This window comes from Pseudomonas sp. NFACC14, assembly GCF_900106885.1.
In the GTDB taxonomy this organism is placed as follows: domain Bacteria; phylum Pseudomonadota; class Gammaproteobacteria; order Pseudomonadales; family Pseudomonadaceae; genus Aquipseudomonas; species Aquipseudomonas fluorescens_AA.
On record NZ_FNOA01000005.1, the window covers coordinates 20,135 to 41,133 of the forward strand.

At 61.5% G+C, this 20,999-nt stretch carries 10 protein-coding genes and 3 tRNA genes; 2 read left to right on the forward strand and 11 right to left on the reverse strand.

Going from position 1 to position 20,999, the window contains the following annotated elements:
- Positions 1-35: 35 nt before the first annotated feature.
- The 5 genes from BLU85_RS10205 to BLU85_RS10225 form a co-directional block, all read right to left on the reverse strand.
- Complete coding sequence (locus BLU85_RS10205; protein WP_092205390.1) at positions 36-932, reverse strand: PoNi-like cognate immunity protein; 897 nt, start codon at positions 930-932, stop codon at positions 36-38.
- Positions 929-10,012, reverse strand: a complete 9,084-nt coding sequence (locus tag BLU85_RS10210; RefSeq protein WP_092205389.1) for a two-partner secretion domain-containing protein — start codon at positions 10,010-10,012, stop codon at positions 929-931. The genes BLU85_RS10205 and BLU85_RS10210 overlap by 4 nt, the downstream gene beginning before the upstream one ends.
- Positions 10,013-10,057: 45 nt before the next feature.
- Positions 10,058-10,576 (reverse strand): toxin-activating lysine-acyltransferase, encoded by a 519-nt coding sequence (locus tag BLU85_RS10215; protein ID WP_092205388.1) that lies wholly within the window; start codon positions 10,574-10,576, stop codon positions 10,058-10,060.
- A gap of 9 nt (positions 10,577-10,585) precedes the next feature.
- Positions 10,586-12,247, reverse strand: coding sequence for a ShlB/FhaC/HecB family hemolysin secretion/activation protein (locus BLU85_RS10220; RefSeq protein WP_092205407.1), 1,662 nt, complete (start codon positions 12,245-12,247; stop codon positions 10,586-10,588).
- A gap of 463 nt (positions 12,248-12,710) precedes the next feature.
- Positions 12,711-12,787 (reverse strand) — tRNA-Arg (locus tag BLU85_RS10225).
- Positions 12,788-13,315: 528 nt separating this feature from the next.
- On the opposite strand from BLU85_RS10225, the gene BLU85_RS10230 reads away from it, so the two are divergent.
- Positions 13,316-13,642 carry an Arc family DNA-binding protein gene (locus BLU85_RS10230; protein ID WP_092205387.1) on the forward strand — a complete coding sequence of 109 codons (327 nt, stop codon included), beginning with the start codon at positions 13,316-13,318 and terminating at the stop codon, positions 13,640-13,642.
- Between the two features lie 322 nt (positions 13,643-13,964).
- On the opposite strand, the gene mgtE is transcribed toward BLU85_RS10230, so the two are convergent.
- A complete protein-coding gene (gene mgtE / locus BLU85_RS10235; protein ID WP_060741018.1) occupies positions 13,965-15,407 on the reverse strand; it encodes a magnesium transporter in 1,443 nt (480 codons plus the stop codon).
- Between the two features lie 322 nt (positions 15,408-15,729).
- On the opposite strand from mgtE, the gene BLU85_RS10240 reads away from it, so the two are divergent.
- Entirely contained in the window at positions 15,730-16,233 is a 504-nt protein-coding gene (locus BLU85_RS10240) for a cell envelope protein SmpA (protein WP_092205386.1), read from the forward strand.
- A gap of 40 nt (positions 16,234-16,273) precedes the next feature.
- Here BLU85_RS10240 and BLU85_RS10245 read toward each other — a convergent pair.
- The 5 genes from BLU85_RS10245 to alaS form a co-directional block, all read right to left on the reverse strand.
- Positions 16,274-16,350, reverse strand: a tRNA-Arg gene (locus BLU85_RS10245).
- A gap of 107 nt (positions 16,351-16,457) precedes the next feature.
- Positions 16,458-16,548 (reverse strand) — tRNA-Ser (locus BLU85_RS10250).
- A 62-nt stretch (positions 16,549-16,610) separates the two neighbouring features.
- On the reverse strand, positions 16,611-16,799 hold the full coding sequence (csrA, locus tag BLU85_RS10255) for a carbon storage regulator CsrA (RefSeq protein WP_003178872.1): 189 nt from the start codon (positions 16,797-16,799) through the stop codon (positions 16,611-16,613).
- Positions 16,800-16,983: 184 nt separating this feature from the next.
- The gene (locus BLU85_RS10260) at positions 16,984-18,225 is read right to left on the reverse strand and encodes an aspartate kinase (RefSeq protein WP_060741016.1); all 1,242 of its coding nucleotides are present in this window, start codon (positions 18,223-18,225) and stop codon (positions 16,984-16,986) included.
- A gap of 92 nt (positions 18,226-18,317) precedes the next feature.
- Entirely contained in the window at positions 18,318-20,939 is a 2,622-nt protein-coding gene (gene alaS, locus BLU85_RS10265; RefSeq protein WP_092201673.1) for an alanine--tRNA ligase, read from the reverse strand.
- Between the last annotated feature and the right edge of the window lie 60 nt (positions 20,940-20,999).

Here is a 20,999-nt window from a genome sequence, read left to right on the forward strand (position 1 = left end):
CTGAAAAAAGGGGCCTGTAAACCTGCTCAAAAACGCTAACGACGCCCCAACAACTTCGACCAAAAACCAGCCTTATTCTCAACAACCACCGCAGTAGGCGCTTCAGCGTCCTGCCTGAGCGGGTGCGTACTCGGGCCGTCGGGCCTCAATAAATCCCCTGGATAATGTTCAAGCCCCAGGCACTGAGAATCATCCAACCCAAAAGCCTTTACCGCCGCCACGGCTTCCACGCACCAGCGACCGAAATACGCGCCGCCTTCAAAGTTCACGTCACCGTAGGTGTACCAGTAGGGATGCTTATAACTGACCGCCTGGGGATCGGAACCGGACTTCGCCCCGGTGCGTATTTCCTGATACCAGTGACTGACAAAAGCCTCCAGCTTTGAAGCTTGCGTATCCACCGACGCATCCACTGCCGCCAGCAATCGGCCATAGGGTTTGGGGTAAAGGAGAACGGCTCCCACTTTACGCTCGGGACTGCGACTCGCGATGATCCGGTCGAGCAGCACGTCCTCGCCTTCGTTGCCGATAAGGGCCAACAGCCTTCGCCATTGATCATCTGGTATCTCCAGAGCCAACCCCAAGCCGACCAGCCAGAAGCAGACGATGTAATGATCGTAGTTGACGCGCCAGCTGTGACGGGTGAGTTGTTGCTCCGGGGTCCAGACCGGCGCGCCCAAGCGTTCTGCCTCTTCCCAGGCATCCAGTAGCCCAGGGAAATAACGCGGCAGTTCAGCGACAGGGCATCCGGCAGAGTAGCGACTTAGCATCTGGTGCCAGTGGTCCTGGGCGATGGTGTAGACGTACTGTGGCGCGTAGTCGGGATCGCCCCCAGGGGAACGCGCGGTCTCCAACGTTTTGGCAATACGTTCGTCACCATACGCAACCCATTCCGACCAATAGCGGGAATCTCCCAGTGGCGCTCGAATCATTTAATCCCTCCCAACAGTTTGGATGCAGCAACCGGATCGGCCGTGAACTTCCCACCTTTATCCAGAACACCTACAGTAACGTTTCCGAAGGGGTCCGTATGAACCAGCCACTTTTCAACCCGGCCGGTCTGTAATGCATCCCTAATGCTGTCAGCCATTTTCCGGTTGCCACTGACCGACTCCAAAATACGATCATAATTTGTGGCAGTCCCCTGTAACCAGCTATCGCTCATCTGCAAACCATCCTTGGTCGGTTTCAACGTAGACGAGCCAAACTTGTATTCCACGACAAGGTAATCAACACCCGGCTTGTCGACCTTGTACAAATCATCAATACCGGTTTGACCAATATCCGGCGCCCGACCAACTTTCTCGGCGCCCGGCACCAGTGACTTGATCCGCTCGCCGCCCATGACATCGCCCACGATGCTCTTTTGTGCGTTGGTAAGAGCCCGGAAATCCATCAGAGGGGTACCGTTAGGGTTGAACTGCCCGCCACGGGCCACCAGCTTATCGAACTTGGCCAGGCCGGCCATCGCCTCAAGCCCTTCCGCCCCCACTTTGATTCCGGCTTTCGCCAGCGCCACGCCACCTTTCGCCGCCCCGCCAACCCCCGTGGCAATACTGCCAACCTGCCAGACGAGCTCGCCAATATCCTGGCCCAGTTGCACGGCGCGGTCGTCGCCGCCGTTTTCCAGAGCGTCTTTCACGCGGTCGAGTTTGGCGTTGAGTTCGTTGACCACGCCATCGCCGAACTGCTTGCGGGCCTCGGGGTCGTTGATCAGGGCTTTGAGGCCGTTGATTCCGTCAACCGGATGGAGGAGGAATTGCGCCAGGCCCTCGACGTCGCTCCAGCCCGCCTGTACCAGGCCTTTGCCCACGCCGAAGCGGGTCAGTACGTCTTGCTTCTGGTTGATGTACCCCCATTTGGCGATCACTTGCGCCTTCGCCAGCAGCCCATCGGCCTCGCTGTATTCCTTCTCGGCCTGGACCAATTGCTGGGTCGCCAGCCAGTTGTTGTCCACGGCGGCGCCGGCCGCGCTGGTGGCGGTGGCCGGGTCCAGCGAGGAGCTGGTGGCCGCCAGCCCAGTGACGATGCTGACAATCAGGTTACGCTTGGCTTCGCGCTGGGCTTCGCTTTCATCGGGGCTGGCTTCGGAGAACAGGCCGGTGAGCAGGCTCGATGCCGCCGCGCCCGCGGCGCCGCTGCCACAGCTCTGGCTGCTGGCGGCGGCCCCCGCGCAGGCGACGATGCCGTGCAGGGCGGCGTGCAGCGGCGAGCCTTCGGTGAGCTTGCCGTCCGCCACCAGGTCGCCGATGTAGCCGGCGCCCTGCTGTTGCACGTAATTGACCACCAGCCCTTGGACGAACGCACTGTTGCCGCCACTGATATTGCCGCTGGCCGCGCCTACCAGGGCGGTGGTGATCTGCCGGTAGGTACCGCCCGCGCCCCACTTGTCGGCAATGCCGCTGGCTTCGGCATTGAGGCGCTGAGCGTTGCCGAGCAGCGCCAGGCGTTCGGTGTCGGTGAGTTGGGCGTTGGGGTCCAGGGCCGCTGCCTGAGCCGCCTCGGCCTGTTTGCGCTTGAGGTCGACTTCCTTGGCCTTGTTGGCGAGCAAGGTGCTGGCCTCGTTGGCGAACGCTCCGACGATCTCGAAACCGGCACGGATTTCGTCTTCGTCGAAGATCGGCTTGAGCGTGTTGGTGGTGTCGCGGTCGCTGGAGACATCGCGGTTGAGGCTGGCGACGGTTTGCTCGCCATTCTTGCCGGTGCGCTTCTGTTGCTCGGCGTCGTTGCTGATGACGATGGTGCCGCCGCTGATGCCACTGCGGGTGACGCTGCTGGCGTCGTCGCTGGCACTGATGGCAATCGGCATGGTGGCGCTGAGGTCGTTATCGTTCTTCGGCAAGTCGGTGCCAGGAGTTTTCGTGCCGCCGCTGGTGGCGTTGCCCTGCTGGTCCTTGCCGACTTCGCGATAGCCGCCACCGACGCTGACGGTGCTGGCGTCGTACTCGGCCTTGTTCTTGATGTCGCGGCTGGTAAGGCTGGCGGTGACCAAGCGGTTCTTGCCGTCCTGCACCGCCTTGTCGCTGCTGGCGATGATGCCGCCAACCAGGTCGGTGTTGCCGCCCACGCGAATGTCGAAGCCGTCGTCCCCGGCCTTGATGCCCGATTGCTCGGTCACGCTGGCGTAGTTGGAATCGATATCCGTGGCACCGAAGCTGCCACTGGCACCGCTGACCGAACTCATGCCGTAGCAGAACGGCGGAATGCACAGGCTGATGCCAACGCCCAGGCTCTTCTCATCGACCACATAGGTGTTGGTGTCTTGCAGGCTTTCGATGTTCAGGTCGCCGCCGATGTCGGCCAGGACCTGTTTGCCGCTGGCCACCGCGCCTTTGAGGTTGGTGTCGCCGCCGGAGGCCAGCAGCAACTGGTTGCCCGCCTGGACATGGGTATTGGTGTGGGTGAGTCCATCGCCATCCGCCTGGCCGCGACTGCCGGATGCCCCCAGGTCCAGGGTGAAACCGTTGCGGGTGCCGCCCAGGGAAAAGCCGATGCCGATGCTCGCGCTGGTGCCTTTGCTGTCGGTTTCCTGCTTGTCGGTATTGCGCGCGGCGAGCAGGTTGATGTCACCGTCCGCCAGCAGGCTGGCGTTGCGCCCGGCCTTGATCTCGCTGCCTTGCACGGTGATGTCGCTGGCGGCCCCGGCGCCCGTGGCGCGCAGACGGATGTCATTGCCGGCGGTCATGGTCGAGCCGGCCGCGCTGTCGCTGGTGTAGGTGGTGGTGCTTTGGTTTTTCTTGGTGCCCAGCGACAAGCTGATGTTGATCCCGCCCGCCGAACCCGGGTCCATCGCCACGGCGGTCGCCGCGTTGTTGGCGGCCAGCACGGCGGTGGAGGCGGCCAGGGCCTTCATGCGCCCGTCGTCGGTTTTCTCCGACGCATGTTTCATTTGCTGGGACGTCTGGATCGCGCTGATCACCGGGTTGGTCACGGTGAGGGTGAACCCGGTCTGCTTGAACAGGGTTTCACGCTCGCGTTCGCGGGTGTTGCGCGCCTCGACGACGTCGATGGTCTGCGCCGTGACGTCGATGTTGCCTTGGGGCGCCGACACCTGGCTGCCCACCTGGCGATAGCCCTTGCCCGCCTCGATCAACACATCGCCGGCGGTCGAGCCGACGGTGCTGGCCGCAGCCGTGTGCTCGGTGGTGAGGTCCTTGACGCTCTGTTGCTGGGTCCCCAGGGTGACGGCGATGCCACCGCCGCTGAACAGGCCGCTTTTCTTCACGGACTTGTCGTGGCGCTCACTGCTGCTGGCGGTGTCGGCTTCGATGTTGACGTTGTTGTCCGCCACCAGAACCGTCTGGGTCGTGGACACCACGTTGCTGCCCTTGAGGTTGATGTCGCGACCGGCCTGCACATAGGTCTGCTCGCCGCTCAGGGTGGAACCTTCGACCGAGGTCTGGCTGATCGTGTCACGGGTGGTGGTGGTCTTGCTGGAGAACATCCCGTTGCTGCCTTTGACCTTGTGCGCTTCATCGGCGAACTGGTAGTTCTGGCCGGCGGTCAGGTTGACGTCGCGCTTGGCCTCGGCGAATACCGCGCCTTGCTCGCTGGTGACACGGGCGGCGCGGGCGTTGAGGTCCTGGCCCGCGCTCAAGCGCACGTCGCCCTGCCCTTGGACCAAGGAGCCGACTTCGGTCCGGCTGGCGTCCTTGCGCCAGTTGCTGCCGTTCCAGGTCAGCCCTTGCTCGTGCGCTTCGCCGACGGTGGCCAGGTTGATGTTCTTGCCCGCCTCCAGCAACGTACTGCCGCCCTTGCCGGCATTGACCACCTGGGCCCCGGTGAGGTTGAGGTCGTTGCCGGCGCTCACGCCCATCGTGCCCTGGGCGCCGCTGACGAACAGCCCGGCGACCCGCGACAGGTTGGTGCGGGTGCCTTGGGCACTGCTGCTGTCCCGGCTGCTGGAGATGACGTTGATGTCCTGCCCGGCCTTGACCGACAGGCTGTCCACGGCACCGATCAGGCCGCCGAGGTTGTTGAGGTTTTCCCGCGCGGTGAGCGACGCCTTGTCGGCCTGGATACGCCCACCGAGGTTCTCGATGTTCTGCGCGGTGATCGCCATGACGCTGCGCCCGGCGAGGCTGCCACTGTTGACCAGGTCGCCGGCGATGTTCAGGTTCAACTGCTGCCCGGCAATCAGGGCGCCGGAGCCGTTGAGGTCGCCTTCCTGGACCCGTACGTACACTTGCGGCACCAGCACGTTGCGGGTGTCACCGTTGGCCAGGGTCACCTGTTTCTGCACCAGCCAGACAATGTCGCTGGTCAACTGGGCCATCTGCGCGGAGGTCAGGGCCACGCCGGGCACCAGTTGCCACTGGCTGGCGACGGTCACGGCGTTGTCGATCAGGGCACGGTATTGCACTTCGTCATTGGCGTAGCCGTCGAGGAAACGTCGGCCGGTGAGTTGCGCCACTTGCTCGCGAATCAGCTTCTGCTCGTAGAAACCGTCGCCCAGACGTTGTTGCGTCAGTGCCGGGTCGACTTGCAGGCGCTGCAACATGTAGTCCGACGACAGCCAGGTGCGATAGCTGGCAAAACGCGGATCGGTTTCGATCAGGTAGCTGCTGGTGCTCTGGGGGTTGGTGCTGAACAGGCTGTTGTTCGGCAATGCCAGGGATGGCCCGCCGCTGCGGATCTGCTCGGCGACGCCCTTGCCGTTCAGGGTGGTCTGGGCCGCGACCTGAACGATGGGTGCCACTTGATAGGTCCTGTCGACCGGGGCGCTGACCGTGCCTGCGGCGGCTACCTGCTCGCTGAGGCCCTGTGTGGCACGGGCGCTGATCTGGGTGCCGGTCCCGTTGCCAGCGGCGTTCTGGGCGAACACGGTCGGTTGCAGGGTGATGTCCTGGATCAAAGGGGCAGGCGTGTAGGCCGTGACGGCTGTTCCTTGGCGGTCCCGGCCCTTGCGCTGGATGCGATAGAAATTCGTAGCGGTGCCACTGTCGGTGGTGGTGCGCTGGCCGGTCAATTCGGTGTTGGTCAGGCTGGCAATGTTGGCCTGCAACAACCCACCGGCAATGATGCGGCTCTTGTCGTTGAGCACATCGCCTGCGTTGATCTGCATCGTCCCGCCAGAGAGGATCTGCGCCGGCGCCGAGGTGGCGATCTGGGTTTCCTGGACCACGCGGGTGTAGTCGTAGCGGTTCCAGTTGTCTTTGCGCCCCTCAGGCGTGTAGAGGTAAAGGACCTCATCGTCACGCAGGGAAATCTGGTCACCCTGGTAGCGGTTCGGCGAACCGCTGAGCTGGAACTCCTGCAAGGCCGTGCGGCTGACTTCCACCTGTTGGGTGCTGAAGTGTTCGTTGGTGTTGCGCACGCTTTGCACATCGAGCGACAGGTTGCCGAGGGCCTCGATGGTCGCGCTGGCGTTGGTCAGCAGTTGGGCCCGCTCCTGGGCCTTGTCAGTGGCGCTCAGCGCACCGCCGATGGCGAGGTCCCCGGCACTGAAGATCAGCGCCCGTTCGCGGTTGTCCAGGGTGCCGGTGCCAATGTCCAGCGACTCGCGGGCGGCGATGGTCGCGGCGATACCGTTCTCATCGCGGTTGCTCAGTGTCGAGGTGGCGATCGCCAATCGATCACCGTACAGGCGCCCGGTGCCCAGATTATTCAGCGACAGCGCTTGCACACGCACTTGCTGGCCGTCGATCAGGCCACGGTTGGTCAGGCTGTCGTTGATGTTCAAGCGAACCTGGCCGGCGCTGATCTCACCGTTGGCGGTGTTGTCCAGCGTTTGCGAGTGCACCAGCAGGAGATTGCCCGCCAGCAGTTTTCCGCTGTTGTTGAAAGCCCCATCGGTGCTCAGGTCAACCTTGTTATTGGCCTGGATCTGTCCACTCAGGTCCAGGCCACTTTGCAGGCTGAACGTCAGGTCGCCCAGGCTCAGGGCCCGACCGGTGCCCGCGTAATAGGCGGCGTTGAGGGACAACAGGCTGCCGGCGAGCAAGGTCCCGTCGAGGTTGTGCACCGACTGGCGACGTTGCGCCGGATCGCGGTCGGTGATGGTCAGGCCCGCTCCCGAGGAAATCAGGCCGGCCTGGTTATCCAACGCCTGGCTGACGCCGATGGACAACCCTTGGTCGGCGCGCACGGCACCGGCCTGGTTGCCGAAGGTGTTGAGCGCCAGGCTCATGGTGCGGCCTTCGAGCCCCTGGTTGGCACCTTGGGTGGCGCTGTTGTCGAGCACGTCGGCAGTCACGCCCAGGGTGCCCGCGCTGCGCACCAGTCCGCCCTGGTTGTTGAGCGTCTCACCCAGCACCAACTGGACATCGCCGAGGCCCTGCAACTGCCCGCCGCGGTTATCCACCCGGGCGCCTTCGACCTGAACGCTCTTCTGGCCAATGATCTGGCCGCCGCTGCCGTTGGTCAGGTCGGTGGCCTTGAGTACCAGCGCGCCCTTGGCCCCGAGGAAACCGGCGCTGTTGTTGAAATGGGCGCTGTGGATTTCCACCGCGTCCTGGCCGCTGATGCCCTGGGTGGTGCCGGACTGAAGGTTGTTCAGCGCCTGGCTGCCGGTGTCGATGAACAGCCTGCCCTTGGCCTGGATCAGGCCCGCCGCGTTGCGCAACTCACCGCTGCGCAGGTCGAGGGTCGCGCCGGCATTCAACGTGCCCTGGCTGTTGTCCATCAGCAGGCCGTGGCTGTTCAGGTCCAGGGCCTGGCCACTGATCACCCCGCCCTGGTTATTCAAACCTTGGGCCGACAGCGTGATATCGCCCAGTGCTTCAAGGCGCCCGCCGCTGTTGTTCAGCGCATCCGCCGAGACACTGACCAGCAACCCGGACTTCACCGAGCCCAGCACGCCGTTGGTGTTGTTCAACTGCCCGGCGATGATCTGCATGCGCTGGGTCGCGGCCAGCGTGCCACCGATGTTGTTCAAGCAATCGAACGTCGCTTCCAGCTCACCGCCGGCACTCACCGTGCCTTGGGTGTTATCCAGCGCCTCGCCGCTGACCTTTGTCGTACCGCTGGCGGCCAGCGTCCCGCCGCCGTTATTGATCTCTTTGTCGGCCGTGACGGTCAACGCACCATTATCGGTGGCGAGGACTTTGCCGCCCTGGTTGTTCAACGTGCCGACCTTCAAGACCACCGCCGCGGGACCGCTGACTTGCCCGGCCTGATTGTCGAAGTGTTCACGGGCGGTGACCTGCAACGGTTGCGCGCCGGTCTGGAGAATGCGTCCACGCTGGTTGGACAGGGTCGTGGTGTCGAGCGTGATCTGTTGGCCTTGGGTCAGGCCGTCATCGACCACCACCTCACTGGCCTTGACGCTCAACTTGCCATTGCTCGCCAAGGTGCCTTTGCTACCGGCCAACTGGCTGGCCTGGATATCCAGGGTGCCTTGGCCGGCGTGCTCGACCTTGCCGTTGCCGTTGTCGAGGCGATTAGCGCCAAGCTTCAGGTTGCCGGCGTTGGAGGCTATACGGCCACCGCTGTTGTCGAGCGTGGCGGCGGCGGTGATCGACGTGTCGGCGGTCCCCGTCTGCACCAGTTCACCGCCGGCATTGGACACATCCCGCGCACTCAATTGCAGGTTGCCAGCGCTGACTTTGGCCGCATCGGTACGCAGGGTCTTGGCCGCTTTGGCGGTCAGCACCTGGGTCGCATCGACTTGGCTGCCACTGAGGTTGGCATCGCCGGAACTGGCCGTCAGAGTGACGTTGCTGCCCAGGGTCTGGCTGCCACTCAGGTCCAGGTCAGCGGCCTCGACGCCGACATCGCCGCCGGCAAGGTTCTGGCCTTGCGCCTTGATCGTGGTGGCCCGTAGCGCGAGGTTGCCACTCTTGCCCAGCTTGCCGTCCGTACCAACGCCCGCTGCCAGGCTCGAGGCCTTGGTGCTGCGAATGGTCTTGGCGGTGAGCGTGGTGTGGTTCTGGCTGGCAACGGTGCCACTGTTGTCGATGTCACCGACGCTGTCGAGCTTCAGGTCGCCCTTGGCGTAGAGCGTGCCGCTGTTGTCAACGCTGGCGGCGGTGATTTGCGTCGCCGTTGCGCTGCTGATCGCCCCCTGGTTTTGCAATTTGCCGTCGGCGCTGATCACCACCTCGCCAGCCATGGCGCCGATCTGCCCGGCATTGCGCACCCCCACGCCGGACTCCGTGCCCACCAGCATGATCTTCCCGGCATACATGCCGCCGAGCTTGGCGACGTCGATGGCAACGGTGGGTTTTTCTCCCTCGGTGCCCGGCAGCGGCGTGGCCTGGGTGTTGTCGGCATTGACCTGATTACGTCCGGCGGTGACCTTCAAGTCGTTGGCCCACACCCCGGCGTTGACCTGCACCGAGCGGGCAATCAGGTCCGTGTAGTCGGCCTCGCGGGCATCCAGGCCTTTGCCTTCGATGTTGATCGCGCCGCCCTGCACGGTGTAGCCCGTGATGCGACCGTTCTCCAACTGCGCGCGGCCGGTGCTGAGGGTGGCCCGGTCGGCGTTGATGAAGCCGCAACCGTTGCAAGTGATACCGGAGGGGTTGGCGATGACCACTTCGGCACGCTGGCCGGCGACTTCGACGTAACCGCGCAATTGGCTGGGGTTGCTGGAATTGACTTCGTTGAGGATGACCCGCGCGCTGCCATTGCCCAACATCGGGTTGCCTTCGATCCAACCGCCCAGTTTCGTCTGGCTGTTGCCTGTGCCGTTGTTGAGAATCACCCCCCGGCTGTCGACATCGAATTGGTTGTAGGTGTTGCGCGAGACCCCGCCGGCACTGGGCGCGCGGATATTCACCTGCGGCGTGCCGTTGGCGCTTTGTATCACCGTCGGTTGTTGGCCAGCCGGAGCGCCTGGATCGGCGACGATGGTGCCGGCCCAGGTCGGTGCGACGCTCAAGGACACCAGGCCGATCGCGGTCATCACGGCAAAGCGCAACGCCCTCAATGTCGCCGTGCAAGCCGCTGCGCCCGTCGTCGGCCCGGAGCGGGTCCCCGGCGCCTTGACCTGGCTGGTGACGTTCTCGGCTACGACCATCAACAGGCCGCGGGCCTTGTTGAAAACGATTCGGTACAGATGCTTGTTCATAGCAATTCCATTTGCGGAGCCTGCCCGCACGACCAGTGGTTGGAGTTACGCTTTGACTGCCAGCGGGTGGGCGGCAAACCAGGCCTGGGCCTGTTCGGGGATGACCCCGATCCCTTGGAATGTCTTGACCCGCAGGCCACGCTCGTCGCCTCGGTGATAGAGGGCTCGAGCGCAGCGATCGATGAAAAGGTGACGTTGCAACAAGCGGCTCAACACCGCCGTGTGGCCAAAGGGGGCGACCCAGTCGTTGAGCCAGAGACGTTCGCCGCTGTTCCAGTCCTCTTGGCTCAGCGCCAGCGGCGACTGGCGCAGGTAACGTTGCTCTGCCGCCTCGTCGAGGTTGAGCCAGGACAGGTAGAACACCGGCTTGCCGTGTTCAGAGCCGAGCACGAACTGGCGATGCTTGAGCGCCGGCAACAGCAATGTCGGCAAGGTGTGCAACGGCGCATCGCGATGGGCCTTGGAATGCATCCACAACCAAGTGGCGGAGCCGAACACCGCAGCTTCGCTCCAGGGTTCGTCGATCAGGCCAGGAGCGATAATGTCTAGCGTCTCGAACTGCATGGGATCACCTCAGAATGACCAGATGACGGTGAACGCGCTGGTCACGTTGGCCGTCTCGAAACCATCGGGTTTCTTCAACGGCGTACCTACCGACCAGTCATAGGACAGCCCCTTGTAACCGCCGCGTATACCCACCACGGCCCCCGCCAGGCGCTGGCCGATCAGGAACTCACTGGACTGGCCGCTGACTTCGCCATAGTCGATGCCGGTGTAGAGCTCCTGGCCGGTCTGGCCCAGGGACAGGCCGATTTCGTTGCGCAGGGTCCAGCCACGGTCGGCGGAAAGAATGTTTTCACCATCGAAGCCGCGCACGCTGTAGCGCCCGCCGATGGAGAAGCGGTCCTGGGGCACCAACGGCGTACGGTTCCATTGCGCGCGCCAGCCACCGATGTAGCGCAGGCGCTGATCGCCGACCTGGAACGGTACCTGCAATTGGGCATCGGCGGTGATGATCTGCGAGCGTGACGTACCGGCGTCGAAATCTTCCTCAGGTGCCCTGAGCGCGTCGTGGGCACCGGTGCCACGACGATAGGCAACGCCCAGGTCAAGAATCGAAGCGCCAATGAATTCCCGATGGTCCAGCCCCAACTGCCAGCCGGCCATGCGGCGTTTCTGGTTGCCGATTTCGGTGTCGTCGATGAAGTTCTCCGACGAGCGCGTCCACAGGCTGCCCCAAGCGGTGGTCTTGCGAACGGCGTCGCGGTACAGCAGGCGTGACAGGCGCAACTCGTTGTTACGACTCTCGCCTCGGTATTGATAGGACTGGTTAGCGCCGGCGACAGACTGTTCGTAGTTGTATTCGCTGCTGGTGAACCCCAACTGCCAGTAGCCGAACGGCAGCGAATAATGCAGCGTGTTGCCATCGGAACCGCGGTGCCCGGACTCGCCGCCGCCCAAGTCATGGTTGACGCTGGCGTAGAACAAATCGTTGAGCGACAGCAGGTTGTCCAAGGACAGCGATACGTTGCCCTGGTATTTGCCCGTGCTCTTGCTGCCGGAATTGTCCACCGACAGGCTCACCCGGGCGGGGAACCGCTGGCTCCAGGCGATCACCACATCGCTCTCACCGGGCCTGGCGTCGGCGGCACGGGCTGGCGCGATCTTGATGTCGGCCTCTGCGGTCGGCACGCGCTTGAAGTTCTCCAGCGCCTGTTCGATGTCGCGCAAGTTGAGCAGATCGCCAGGATTGGCCGGCATCGCGTTCCAGGCATTGGCGCGGGCGCTGGTACCCTCCTCGAAACGAATCTCGCGAATGCGCCCTGGCACCAGGGTCAACACCAGCACCCCGCTGTTCAAGTCCTGGGCTTCGGCGAGTACGCGAGTGGTGACGTAGCCGGCCTCGATGATCGCATTCTGCATGCGCTTCATCGTCAGGTTGATCCCGCCACCGCCGAGGCAACGACCGATGGCGGGATCATCCTTGGGATTGGCGGCGCGCAACGCCCACTGGAATTTTTCCGACGCCTCGCCGATCAGGCGGATGTCATTGATGGCAAAGCAGGGAGTTTCCTTGACGGGCAAGCGCCCGGCACCTTCATCCACGGGTGCCGACTGCAGACGCACGTCGGGCCGGGACTCCAACTGATCGCGCAAAACCCGTTCACGCTCTTGCTGGCGCAACAGTTCTTCTTCAGGTCCGGCCGCCTGCGCAGCGCTCCACGCGCCCGTCATCCACGCCGCCATCAGCAGCAAGGCGAGACGCTTGGCGTTCTGTGCGGATGAACGGGTTCCGCCAGCACAACGGCGAGGGCTGCTCGGTTTACGCGTTCGGCAGGGTGCGGCTGGCTGCATGTCACATCCTTGTGGCCTGAATCGAAGACACGGTAAGTCAGGACCGCCGGAAGCGGCATTGGCACTGACACTGATAAATAACGAGGTACGTAATCCATCGGAAACGAAGGAAAAGTCCTACAACGTACCGAGACGGTCTGATGGCAGAGAGGGGAGAAAGTTTCCCGTGACCGAAATATGTTCGATACGAATGGGTAAAAATGGGCAGTTGGTCACAGCTTGGGGGGAATGAGGCGCTGTGCGAGGCATGAACGGCAAGCCCAAGCCGAGGTTGGATCGTACGGGGGATGTGGGATTCAAGCAGGAAAAGTCAGCGGCAATTGCGCTAACCCACTGTTTATAATGGTGTCCCAGGGCAGGTTCGAACTGCCAACCTTCCCCTTAGGAGGGGGATGCTCTATCCAATTGAGCTACTGAGACACGAGTCGACCACGAGAAACGCGGTGCGCGGGACGGCGTGCATGGTAACGACCTGCCCTGCGTTTGTCATGTCGTCGCTGTTTTTTAAGTGTAGGCAAATGGTACCGCCTGGAAGACAGACAAGGCCTTAGCGGCCGAGGATGACCACCATTCATCTGTCCCAGGCTCGTTTATCCTAGTAAATCGGCCATTTGCCACTATCCTGTACAAGACAGGGACGGCAGGTGCTTTTGTCCATTTCCGTTATCCGCCAGACGGTATGGCACAACGACACAATTCGACGGTCACAAAATGCGAACCTGTTGTTTTTTTCCAACCAGTCCGCATTTTTTGATGAAAGGTGCTGGCATAACGCCTTTACCCGGATCAGAATTTGTCACAGAATTGGCGCCAATGATCTGGCAATTTTGAGGCATGATGCGGGCCTCTTAACAATTCAGGTTGAACATTTGGCAGTGGAGCTTGTCCTATCGACATCCTGCGGCCAATCCCGAGAACCGCTCCCCTGAACTAACCGGTTAAATAAATATGCGCCCAATGACAAAGGCAATTTATTCCAGCCGTACGGCTGACAAGTTCGTCGTACGTCTGCCAGACGGAATGCGGGAACGCATTGCCGAGGTGGCTCGTAATCATCATCGCAGCATGAACTCTGAAATCATTGCGCGCCTGGAGCAAAGTCTGATTCAGGAAGGTGCACTGGGTGAAGAGCTGAGCATGCGCCTGGACAGCCCGGAGCTGTCTTTGCATGAGCGCGAGCTGCTTCAACGCTTCCGACAACTCTCCCACCGTCAGCAGAACGCCCTCGTTTCGCTGATTGCCCATGACGTAGAGATGGCCGCAGAACCGACCTGATCACAGCCAAAACACTCAAGCCAGCCTCGTGCTGGCTTTTTTGTGCCTGGCGTTTGCCCAGGCCCGATAGAAGCAATTGCTGGTGACCTCATATCGGTCAATCACCCGCAACCCCATGTGGGAGCGAGCTTGCTCGCGATAGCGTTAGTGCCATTGCATAGCGGCTGGACCCGCCGGTTGCTCTTGCTTTGGACGCTCGATCTCGGCGCCCCACCAATCGAAAAAAGCTCAAAAAAAACGGCGCTTCTCATTTCTGAAAGAAGCGCCGTTTTTTTTCAAGCGAACAGTTCTACGCCAACAGGCGGGTTTCTCGATGAGCGACTCAGAGCAGGAAAATCGTCGCCAACCCCAGGAAAATGAAGAACCCGCCGCTGTCGGTCACCGCGGTAATCATGACACTGGCACCCATGGCAGGATCGCGCCCCATACGGGCCAGGGTCATGGGGATCAAGACCCCCATCAATGCCGCCAGCAGCAGGTTGAGCGTCATTGCGGCCGTCATGACCACCCCCAGCGACCAGCTGCCATAAAGCAGATAAGCCACCACACCAATCACCCCTCCCCAAATCACGCCGTTGATCAAGGAGACCGCCAGTTCCTTGCGCATCAATCGCGATGTATTGCCGGTACTGACCTGGTCCAGCGCCATGGCACGGACGATCATGGTGATGGTCTGGTTACCGGAGTTGCCACCGATACCGGCGACGATGGGCATCAGCGCCGCGAGCGCCACCAGCTTCTCGATGGAGCCTTCGAACAGGCCGATGACCCGGGAGGCGACAAACGCCGTGATCAGGTTGATCGCCAGCCAGGCCCAGCGGTTACGCAGGGACTTCCAGACCGAGGCGAAGATGTCTTCTTCTTCGCGCAGACCGGCCATGTTGAGGACTTCGCTTTCGCTTTCCTCACGAATCAAGTCGACCATTTCATCGATGGTCAGACGGCCGATCAGCTTGCCGTTCTTGTCGACCACCGGTGCGGAAATCAAGTCATAACGTTCGAATGCCTGGGCCGCATCGTAGGCGTCTTCGTCCGGATGAAAGCTCACCGGATCGCTGGCCATGACCTCGGCCACCTGCTTTTCCGGGTCGTTGACGAGCAAACGCTTGATGGGCAGCACGCCCTTGAGCACACCGTCGTAGTCGACCACGAAAAGCTTGTCGGTATGGCCTGGCAGCTCCTTGAGACGACGCAGGTAACGCAAGACCACTTCAAGGCTGACATCCTCGCGGATCGTCACCATCTCGAAGTCCATCAACGCACCGACCTGCTCCTCGTCATAGGACAACGCCGAGCGCACACGCTCACGTTGCTGGCCGTCGAGGGCTTCCATCAGTTCGTGGACAACGTCCCGTGGCAGTTCGGGCGCAAGGTCGGCGAGTTCGTCGGCGTCCATTTCCTTGGCCGCCGCCAGCAACTCATGATCATCCATGTCGGCGATCAGGGTTTCGCGAACCGAGTCCGACACTTCGAGCAGGATGTCACCGTCTCGATCAGCCTTGACCAACTGCCAGACCGTCAGACGCTCTTCCAGGGGCAAGGCTTCAAGAATGTAGGCGACGTCGGCGGAGTGCAGGTCATCGAGCTTGCGTTGCAGCTCGACGAGATTCTGCCGGTGGACCAGGTTCTCGACCCGGTCATGATTCGGGCCTTCCTGGCGATGCGTCAGGTCTTCGACGACCCGTTGGCGCTGCAGCAGCTCAACGACTTGAGCGAGACGATCCTGAAGGCTTTCCTGCGTTTTTTTTACTTCTACTTGGGTCATAGGCGAACTCCACTCCCAGCAGTGGAGCACGCCGGAAGGATCAATCAGTTAATTCATGATTGGCAAAACTAAATATTGAGTAACTACTGGGTAAGTCCATGGAGATATTCCAAAGCCCCGGCGGGGCTGACGGGCGCAATCATACACCGCTTGACGCTTTAAAACGCTAAAAAATCATGGCAAGAACAAGCGCTTGCGAGACAAACCTGAACGCAGGCTGAACCTTGCGCTTTACGACGACTTATCCGGAAAAGAAAACACACGCCTCGACAGGAATGCGGCGTCTACCCTGTTCTTCTGCACCGTCAAGGAGGACGACCGGATGCCCATCAACCACTACCTGATCCTGCTCGCCAGCCTGCCCTGCCTGCCTTTGTGGGCCGCCGGGCAAACCGTGCATCGCTGCGAAAGCATCGCGGGGCACGTGACATTCACCACCTTGAGTTGTGGCCCGGGTGAAGCCCTGTCACTCCAGCAGATCCATCCCTACAGCCCAGGTTCGATCGAGCCGACGACCGAGGCGATGCTGCCCGAAGCGGAGCGCTGGCAAACATCCGGCAACACAACCACCCGCAAGGAGCCGACCGTGGTCGGCCAGTTCCAGGACCGCTGCGGGAACCTCATCGATGCCAGGCAACGCCGCGATGCCATTCTGGAGCGACGAATCGTCGTTGGCATGAGCCAACAGGACGTCGAGAGCGCCCTGGGCAAGCCAGACTCAATCAAGATTCGGAATTCGAACACACGGTATACCTACAAGGCGAAGAAAGGTCGCAGCGCAGAGGTCGTGTTCGATGAAAGGGGGTGCGTGAAAGGCAAATCATAGACAGCAAAAAGCCCGCATTAAACGCGGGCTTTTTGGTGTTTGGTGCACTCGACAGGATTCGAACCTGTGACCGCTCGGTTCGTAGCCGAGTACTCTATCCAGCTGAGCTACGAGTGCAAGTGGTGAAAAAAATTATAGGTCGTCAAATCCTTTTGTAAAGCGCTTTTTTCAGTAATTTCAAACACTTACTGATCAAGCCAGGTTCTGACGCACTAAACGAATAATGGCGGAGAACGGGGGATTCGAACCCCCGACACCCTTTTGAGGTGTACTCCCTTAGCAGGGGAGCGCCTTCGGCCACTCGGCCAGCTCTCCGCAACACGGGGCGTATATTAACCACCTTCATCCCCGTTTGCAAACATAAAAATCGATAAAAATTAATGGCTTGGTTCGTCGTCCTTCTCTTTCTTGATACGCAGGTAGATTTCCTCCCGGTGTACAGCAACCTCTTTCGGGGCGTTGACGCCGATACGCACTTGGTTTCCTTTGACGCCGAGCACGGTCACGGTGATTTCGCCATCGCCAATAATCAGGCTTTCTGCACACCGACGAGTCAGAATCAGCATACCTTTCTCCTCACGCAATTCACTTAAGGGACAACAGTCTGCAAAAAAAAGGCATTGGACCTACAACCGAAACGGTCGAAGCCTACAGGCCTAGTATTGACCAGCGCGGGCAAAAGAACAGTTTTGGGACGCGCCATTCAGAAAAACAAAGGGCGCGGTCCAACCGCGCCCTCTGGATAACGCTTTACTCGCCCTGCTGGGCAGCAGCGTCGAGCTCGAAAGCCGTGTGCAGGGCGCGCACGGCCAGTTCCAGGTATTTCTCTTCGATCACCACGGAAACCTTGATTTCCGAAGTAGAGATCATCTGGATGTTGATGCTTTCCTTGGCCAGGGATTCGAACATGCGGCTGGCCACGCCTGCGTGGGAACGCATGCCGACACCGACGATCGAGACCTTGGCGATCTTGGTGTCGCCCACCACTTCCCGGGCACCGATCTCGCCAGCGGTCTTTTTCAGGATCGCTTCGGCAGACTGGTAGTCGTTGCGGTGCACGGTGAAGGTGAAGTCAGTGGTGTTATCGTGCGAGACGTTCTGCACGATCATGTCGACTTCGATGTTCGCGGCACTGATCGGGCCGAGAATCTTGAACGCCACGCCGGGGGTGTCTGGCACGCCACGGATGGTCAGCTTGGCCTCATCGCGGTTGAAAGCGATGCCGGAAATGATCGGCTGTTCCATGGATTCCTCTTCATCAATAGTAATGAGGGTGCCCGGACCCTCTTTGAAGCTGTGCAGGACGCGCAGCGGAACGTTGTACTTGCCGGCGAATTCGACCGCCCGGATCTGCAACACCTTCGAGCCGAGACTGGCCATTTCCAGCATTTCTTCGAACGTGATCTTGTCCAGGCGCTGGGCCACAGGCACCACCCGTGGGTCGGTGGTGTAGACACCGTCCACATCGGTGTAGATCTGGCATTCGTCAGCCTTGAGAGCCGCCGCCAGTGCTACGCCCGTGGTGTCGGAACCGCCACGGCCGAGGGTGGTGATATTGCCCTGCTCGTCCACGCCCTGGAAACCGGCGACAACCACGACACGGCCAGCCTTCAGGTCGCCGCGAATCTTCTGGTCGTCGATCTGCAGGATACGCGCTTTGTTGTGCGCGCTGTCCGTCAGGATACGCACCTGGTTGCCGGTGTAGGACACCGCCGGCACGCCACGCTTGATCAGCGCCATGGCCAGCAAGGCGATGGTCACCTGCTCGCCGGTGGAAACAATCACGTCGAGCTCACGGGGAACCGGTTGCTGGTCGCCGCTGATTTGCTTGGCCAGATCGATCAGACGGTTGGTCTCGCCGCTCATTGCCGACAGCACAACCACCAGGTCATCGCCCGCTTCACGGAATTTCTTAACCTTGTCGGCGACTTGTTCGATTCTCTCGACAGTGCCGACCGAGGTGCCTCCAAATTTCTGTACGATCAAAGCCATTTCAAAGCCGCCTCTGCCCATGAAGGGCGCCCAATAAATCACTCAAACAACGGCCGGGCTCGTCACTAGACCACGAGCCCGGCGACGCTGCCTTAAATACCCTGCTCTACGAATGCAACGGTCTGGGCCAGTGCCGCGTCCAGGGCGCCGACGTCGGTACCACCGCCTTGCGCCATGTCCGGACGACCACCGCCCTTGCCGCCCACTGCCGCAGCGGCCTGCTTCATCAAATCACCGGCCTTGAGTTGGCCAGTCAGGTCTTTGGTCACGCCTGCGACGAGAACGACCTTTTCCTCATGGACACTGCCGAGCAGGATCACTGCGCGGCCGAGTTTATTCTTCAGTTGATCGACCAGCGCCAGCAGCGCCTTGCCATCCTGGCCGTCCAGACGCACGGCCAGCACCTTCACGCCCTTGACGTCCACCGCCTGGGCCGACAGATCGTCGCCCGCGGCGCTGGCGGCCTTGGCCTGCAACTGCTCGAGTTGCTTCTCCAGCAGGCGGTTGCGCTCCAGCACAGCCGACAGCTTGTCGATCAGGTTGTCGCGACTGCCCTTGATCAGGGTTGCCGCTTCCTTGAGTTGTTCTTCGGCCGCGTTGAGGTACGCCAGGGCCGCGGCGCCGGTGACCGCTTCGATCCGGCGCACACCGGATGCTACGCCACCTTCGCTGATGATTTTCATCAGGCCGATGTCGCCGGTCCGGTTGGCGTGGATACCACCGCACAGTTCAACGGAGAAGTCGCCCATGCTCAGCACGCGCACGCTGTCGCCGTACTTCTCGCCGAACAACGCCATCGCGCCCTTGCGCTTGGCGGTCTCGATGTCGGTCTCTTCGGTTTCCACCGGGGAGTTCTTGCGAATCTCGGCGTTGACGATCTCTTCCAGCGCCTTGAGTTGCTCAGGCTTGATGGCTTCGAAATGGCTGAAGTCAAAGCGCAGGCGCTGACTGTCCACCAACGAACCCTTCTGCTGGACATGCTCGCCCAGCACCTGGCGCAACGCCGCGTGCAGCAAGTGCGTGGCGGAGTGGTTCAGCGACGTGGCATGGCGCACCTCGGCGTCGACATGGGCGGCCACCGGGGCGGCGATCATCAGGCTGCCCGAGGCCAGCACGCCGTGGTGCAGGAACGCGCCGCCGGTCTTGGTGGTGTCACGCACGTCGAAACGCGAGCTGCCCGCCTGCAGGTAACCGCTGTCGCCGATCTGGCCGCCGGACTCGGCGTAGAACGGGGTCTTGTCCAGCACGATCACGCCTTCCTGGCCTTCGCTCAGGATGTCGACCGATTGCCCGTCCTTATAGATGGCAACGATCTTGGCCGAGCCGGTGGTGCCGGCATAACCGGTGAACTCGGTGGCCACATCTACCTTGACCAGGCTGTTGTAGTCCATGCCGAAGGAGCTGGCGGAACGCGCACGCACCCGCTGGGCTTCCATCTCGCGCTCGAACCCTTCCTCGTCGAGGGTCAGGTTGCGTTCGCGGGCGATGTCGCCGGTCAGGTCCATCGGGAAGCCGTAGGTGTCGTACAGCTTGAACACCACGTCGCCCGGGACCACGTTGCCCTTGAGTTCGGCCAGGTCCTGCTCAAGGATCTTCAAGCCTTGCTCCAGGGTCTTGGCGAATTGCTCTTCTTCAGCCTTGAGTACGCGTTCGATATGCGCCTGCTGGGACTTGAGTTCCGGGAAGGCGTCGCCCATCTCGGCCACCAATGCCGCGACGATCTGATAGAAGAAGCTGCCCTTGGCGCCCAGCTTGTTGCCGTGACGGCAGGCGCGACGAATGATCCGGCGCAGCACATAGCCACGACCTTCGTTGGAAGGCAGCACGCCGTCGGCAATCAGGAAGCCGCAGGAACGGATGTGGTCGGCGACCACTTTCAGCGAGGCCTGGTTGTCGTTGGTGCAGCCGATGGCCTTGGCCGACGCGCTCAGCAGGCTCTGGAACAGGTCGATTTCGTAGTTGGAATGAACGTGCTGCAGCACCGCACTGATCCGTTCCAGGCCCATGCCGGTGTCCACCGACGGCGCTGGCAGCGGATGCAACACGCCATCGGCGGTGCGGTTGAACTGCATGAATACGTTGTTCCAGATCTCGATGTAGCGGTCGCCGTCTTCTTCCGGCGAGCCGGGTGGGCCGCCCCAGATGTCGGCGCCGTGATCGTAGAAGATCTCGGTGCAAGGGCCGCATGGGCCGGTGTCGCCCATGGTCCAGAAGTTATCGGAGGCGTAAGGCGCGCCTTTGTTGTCGCCAATGCGCACCATGCGCTCTGCCGGGACACCGACCTCTTTGGTCCAGATGTCATAGGCTTCGTCGTCGCTGGCGTAGACCGTTACCCAAAGCTTTTCCTTGGGCAGGTTCAGCCACTTGTCGGAGGTCAGGAAGGTCCAGGCGAAAGTGATGGCGTCACGCTTGAAATAGTCACCGAAGCTGAAGTTACCCAGCATTTCGAAGAACGTGTGGTGACGTGCGGTATAGCCGACGTTTTCCAGGTCGTTGTGCTTGCCGCCGGCACGCACGCACTTCTGGCTGCTTACCGCACGGGTGTAGGCACGTTTTTCCTGGCCCAGGAAGCAGTCCTTGAACTGGTTCATCCCCGCGTTGGTGAACAGCAGGGTCGGGTCGTTGCCCGGAATCAAAGAGCTGGAGGCTACTCGGGTGTGGCCTTGCTCTTCGAAGAAGCGAAGGAAGGCTTCACGGATTTCTGCGCTTTTCATTAGGTTCTTCCACGGAGGCTGCGGCCAAAGGCCTGTGCAAAACGTCAACAGACGAAGCAA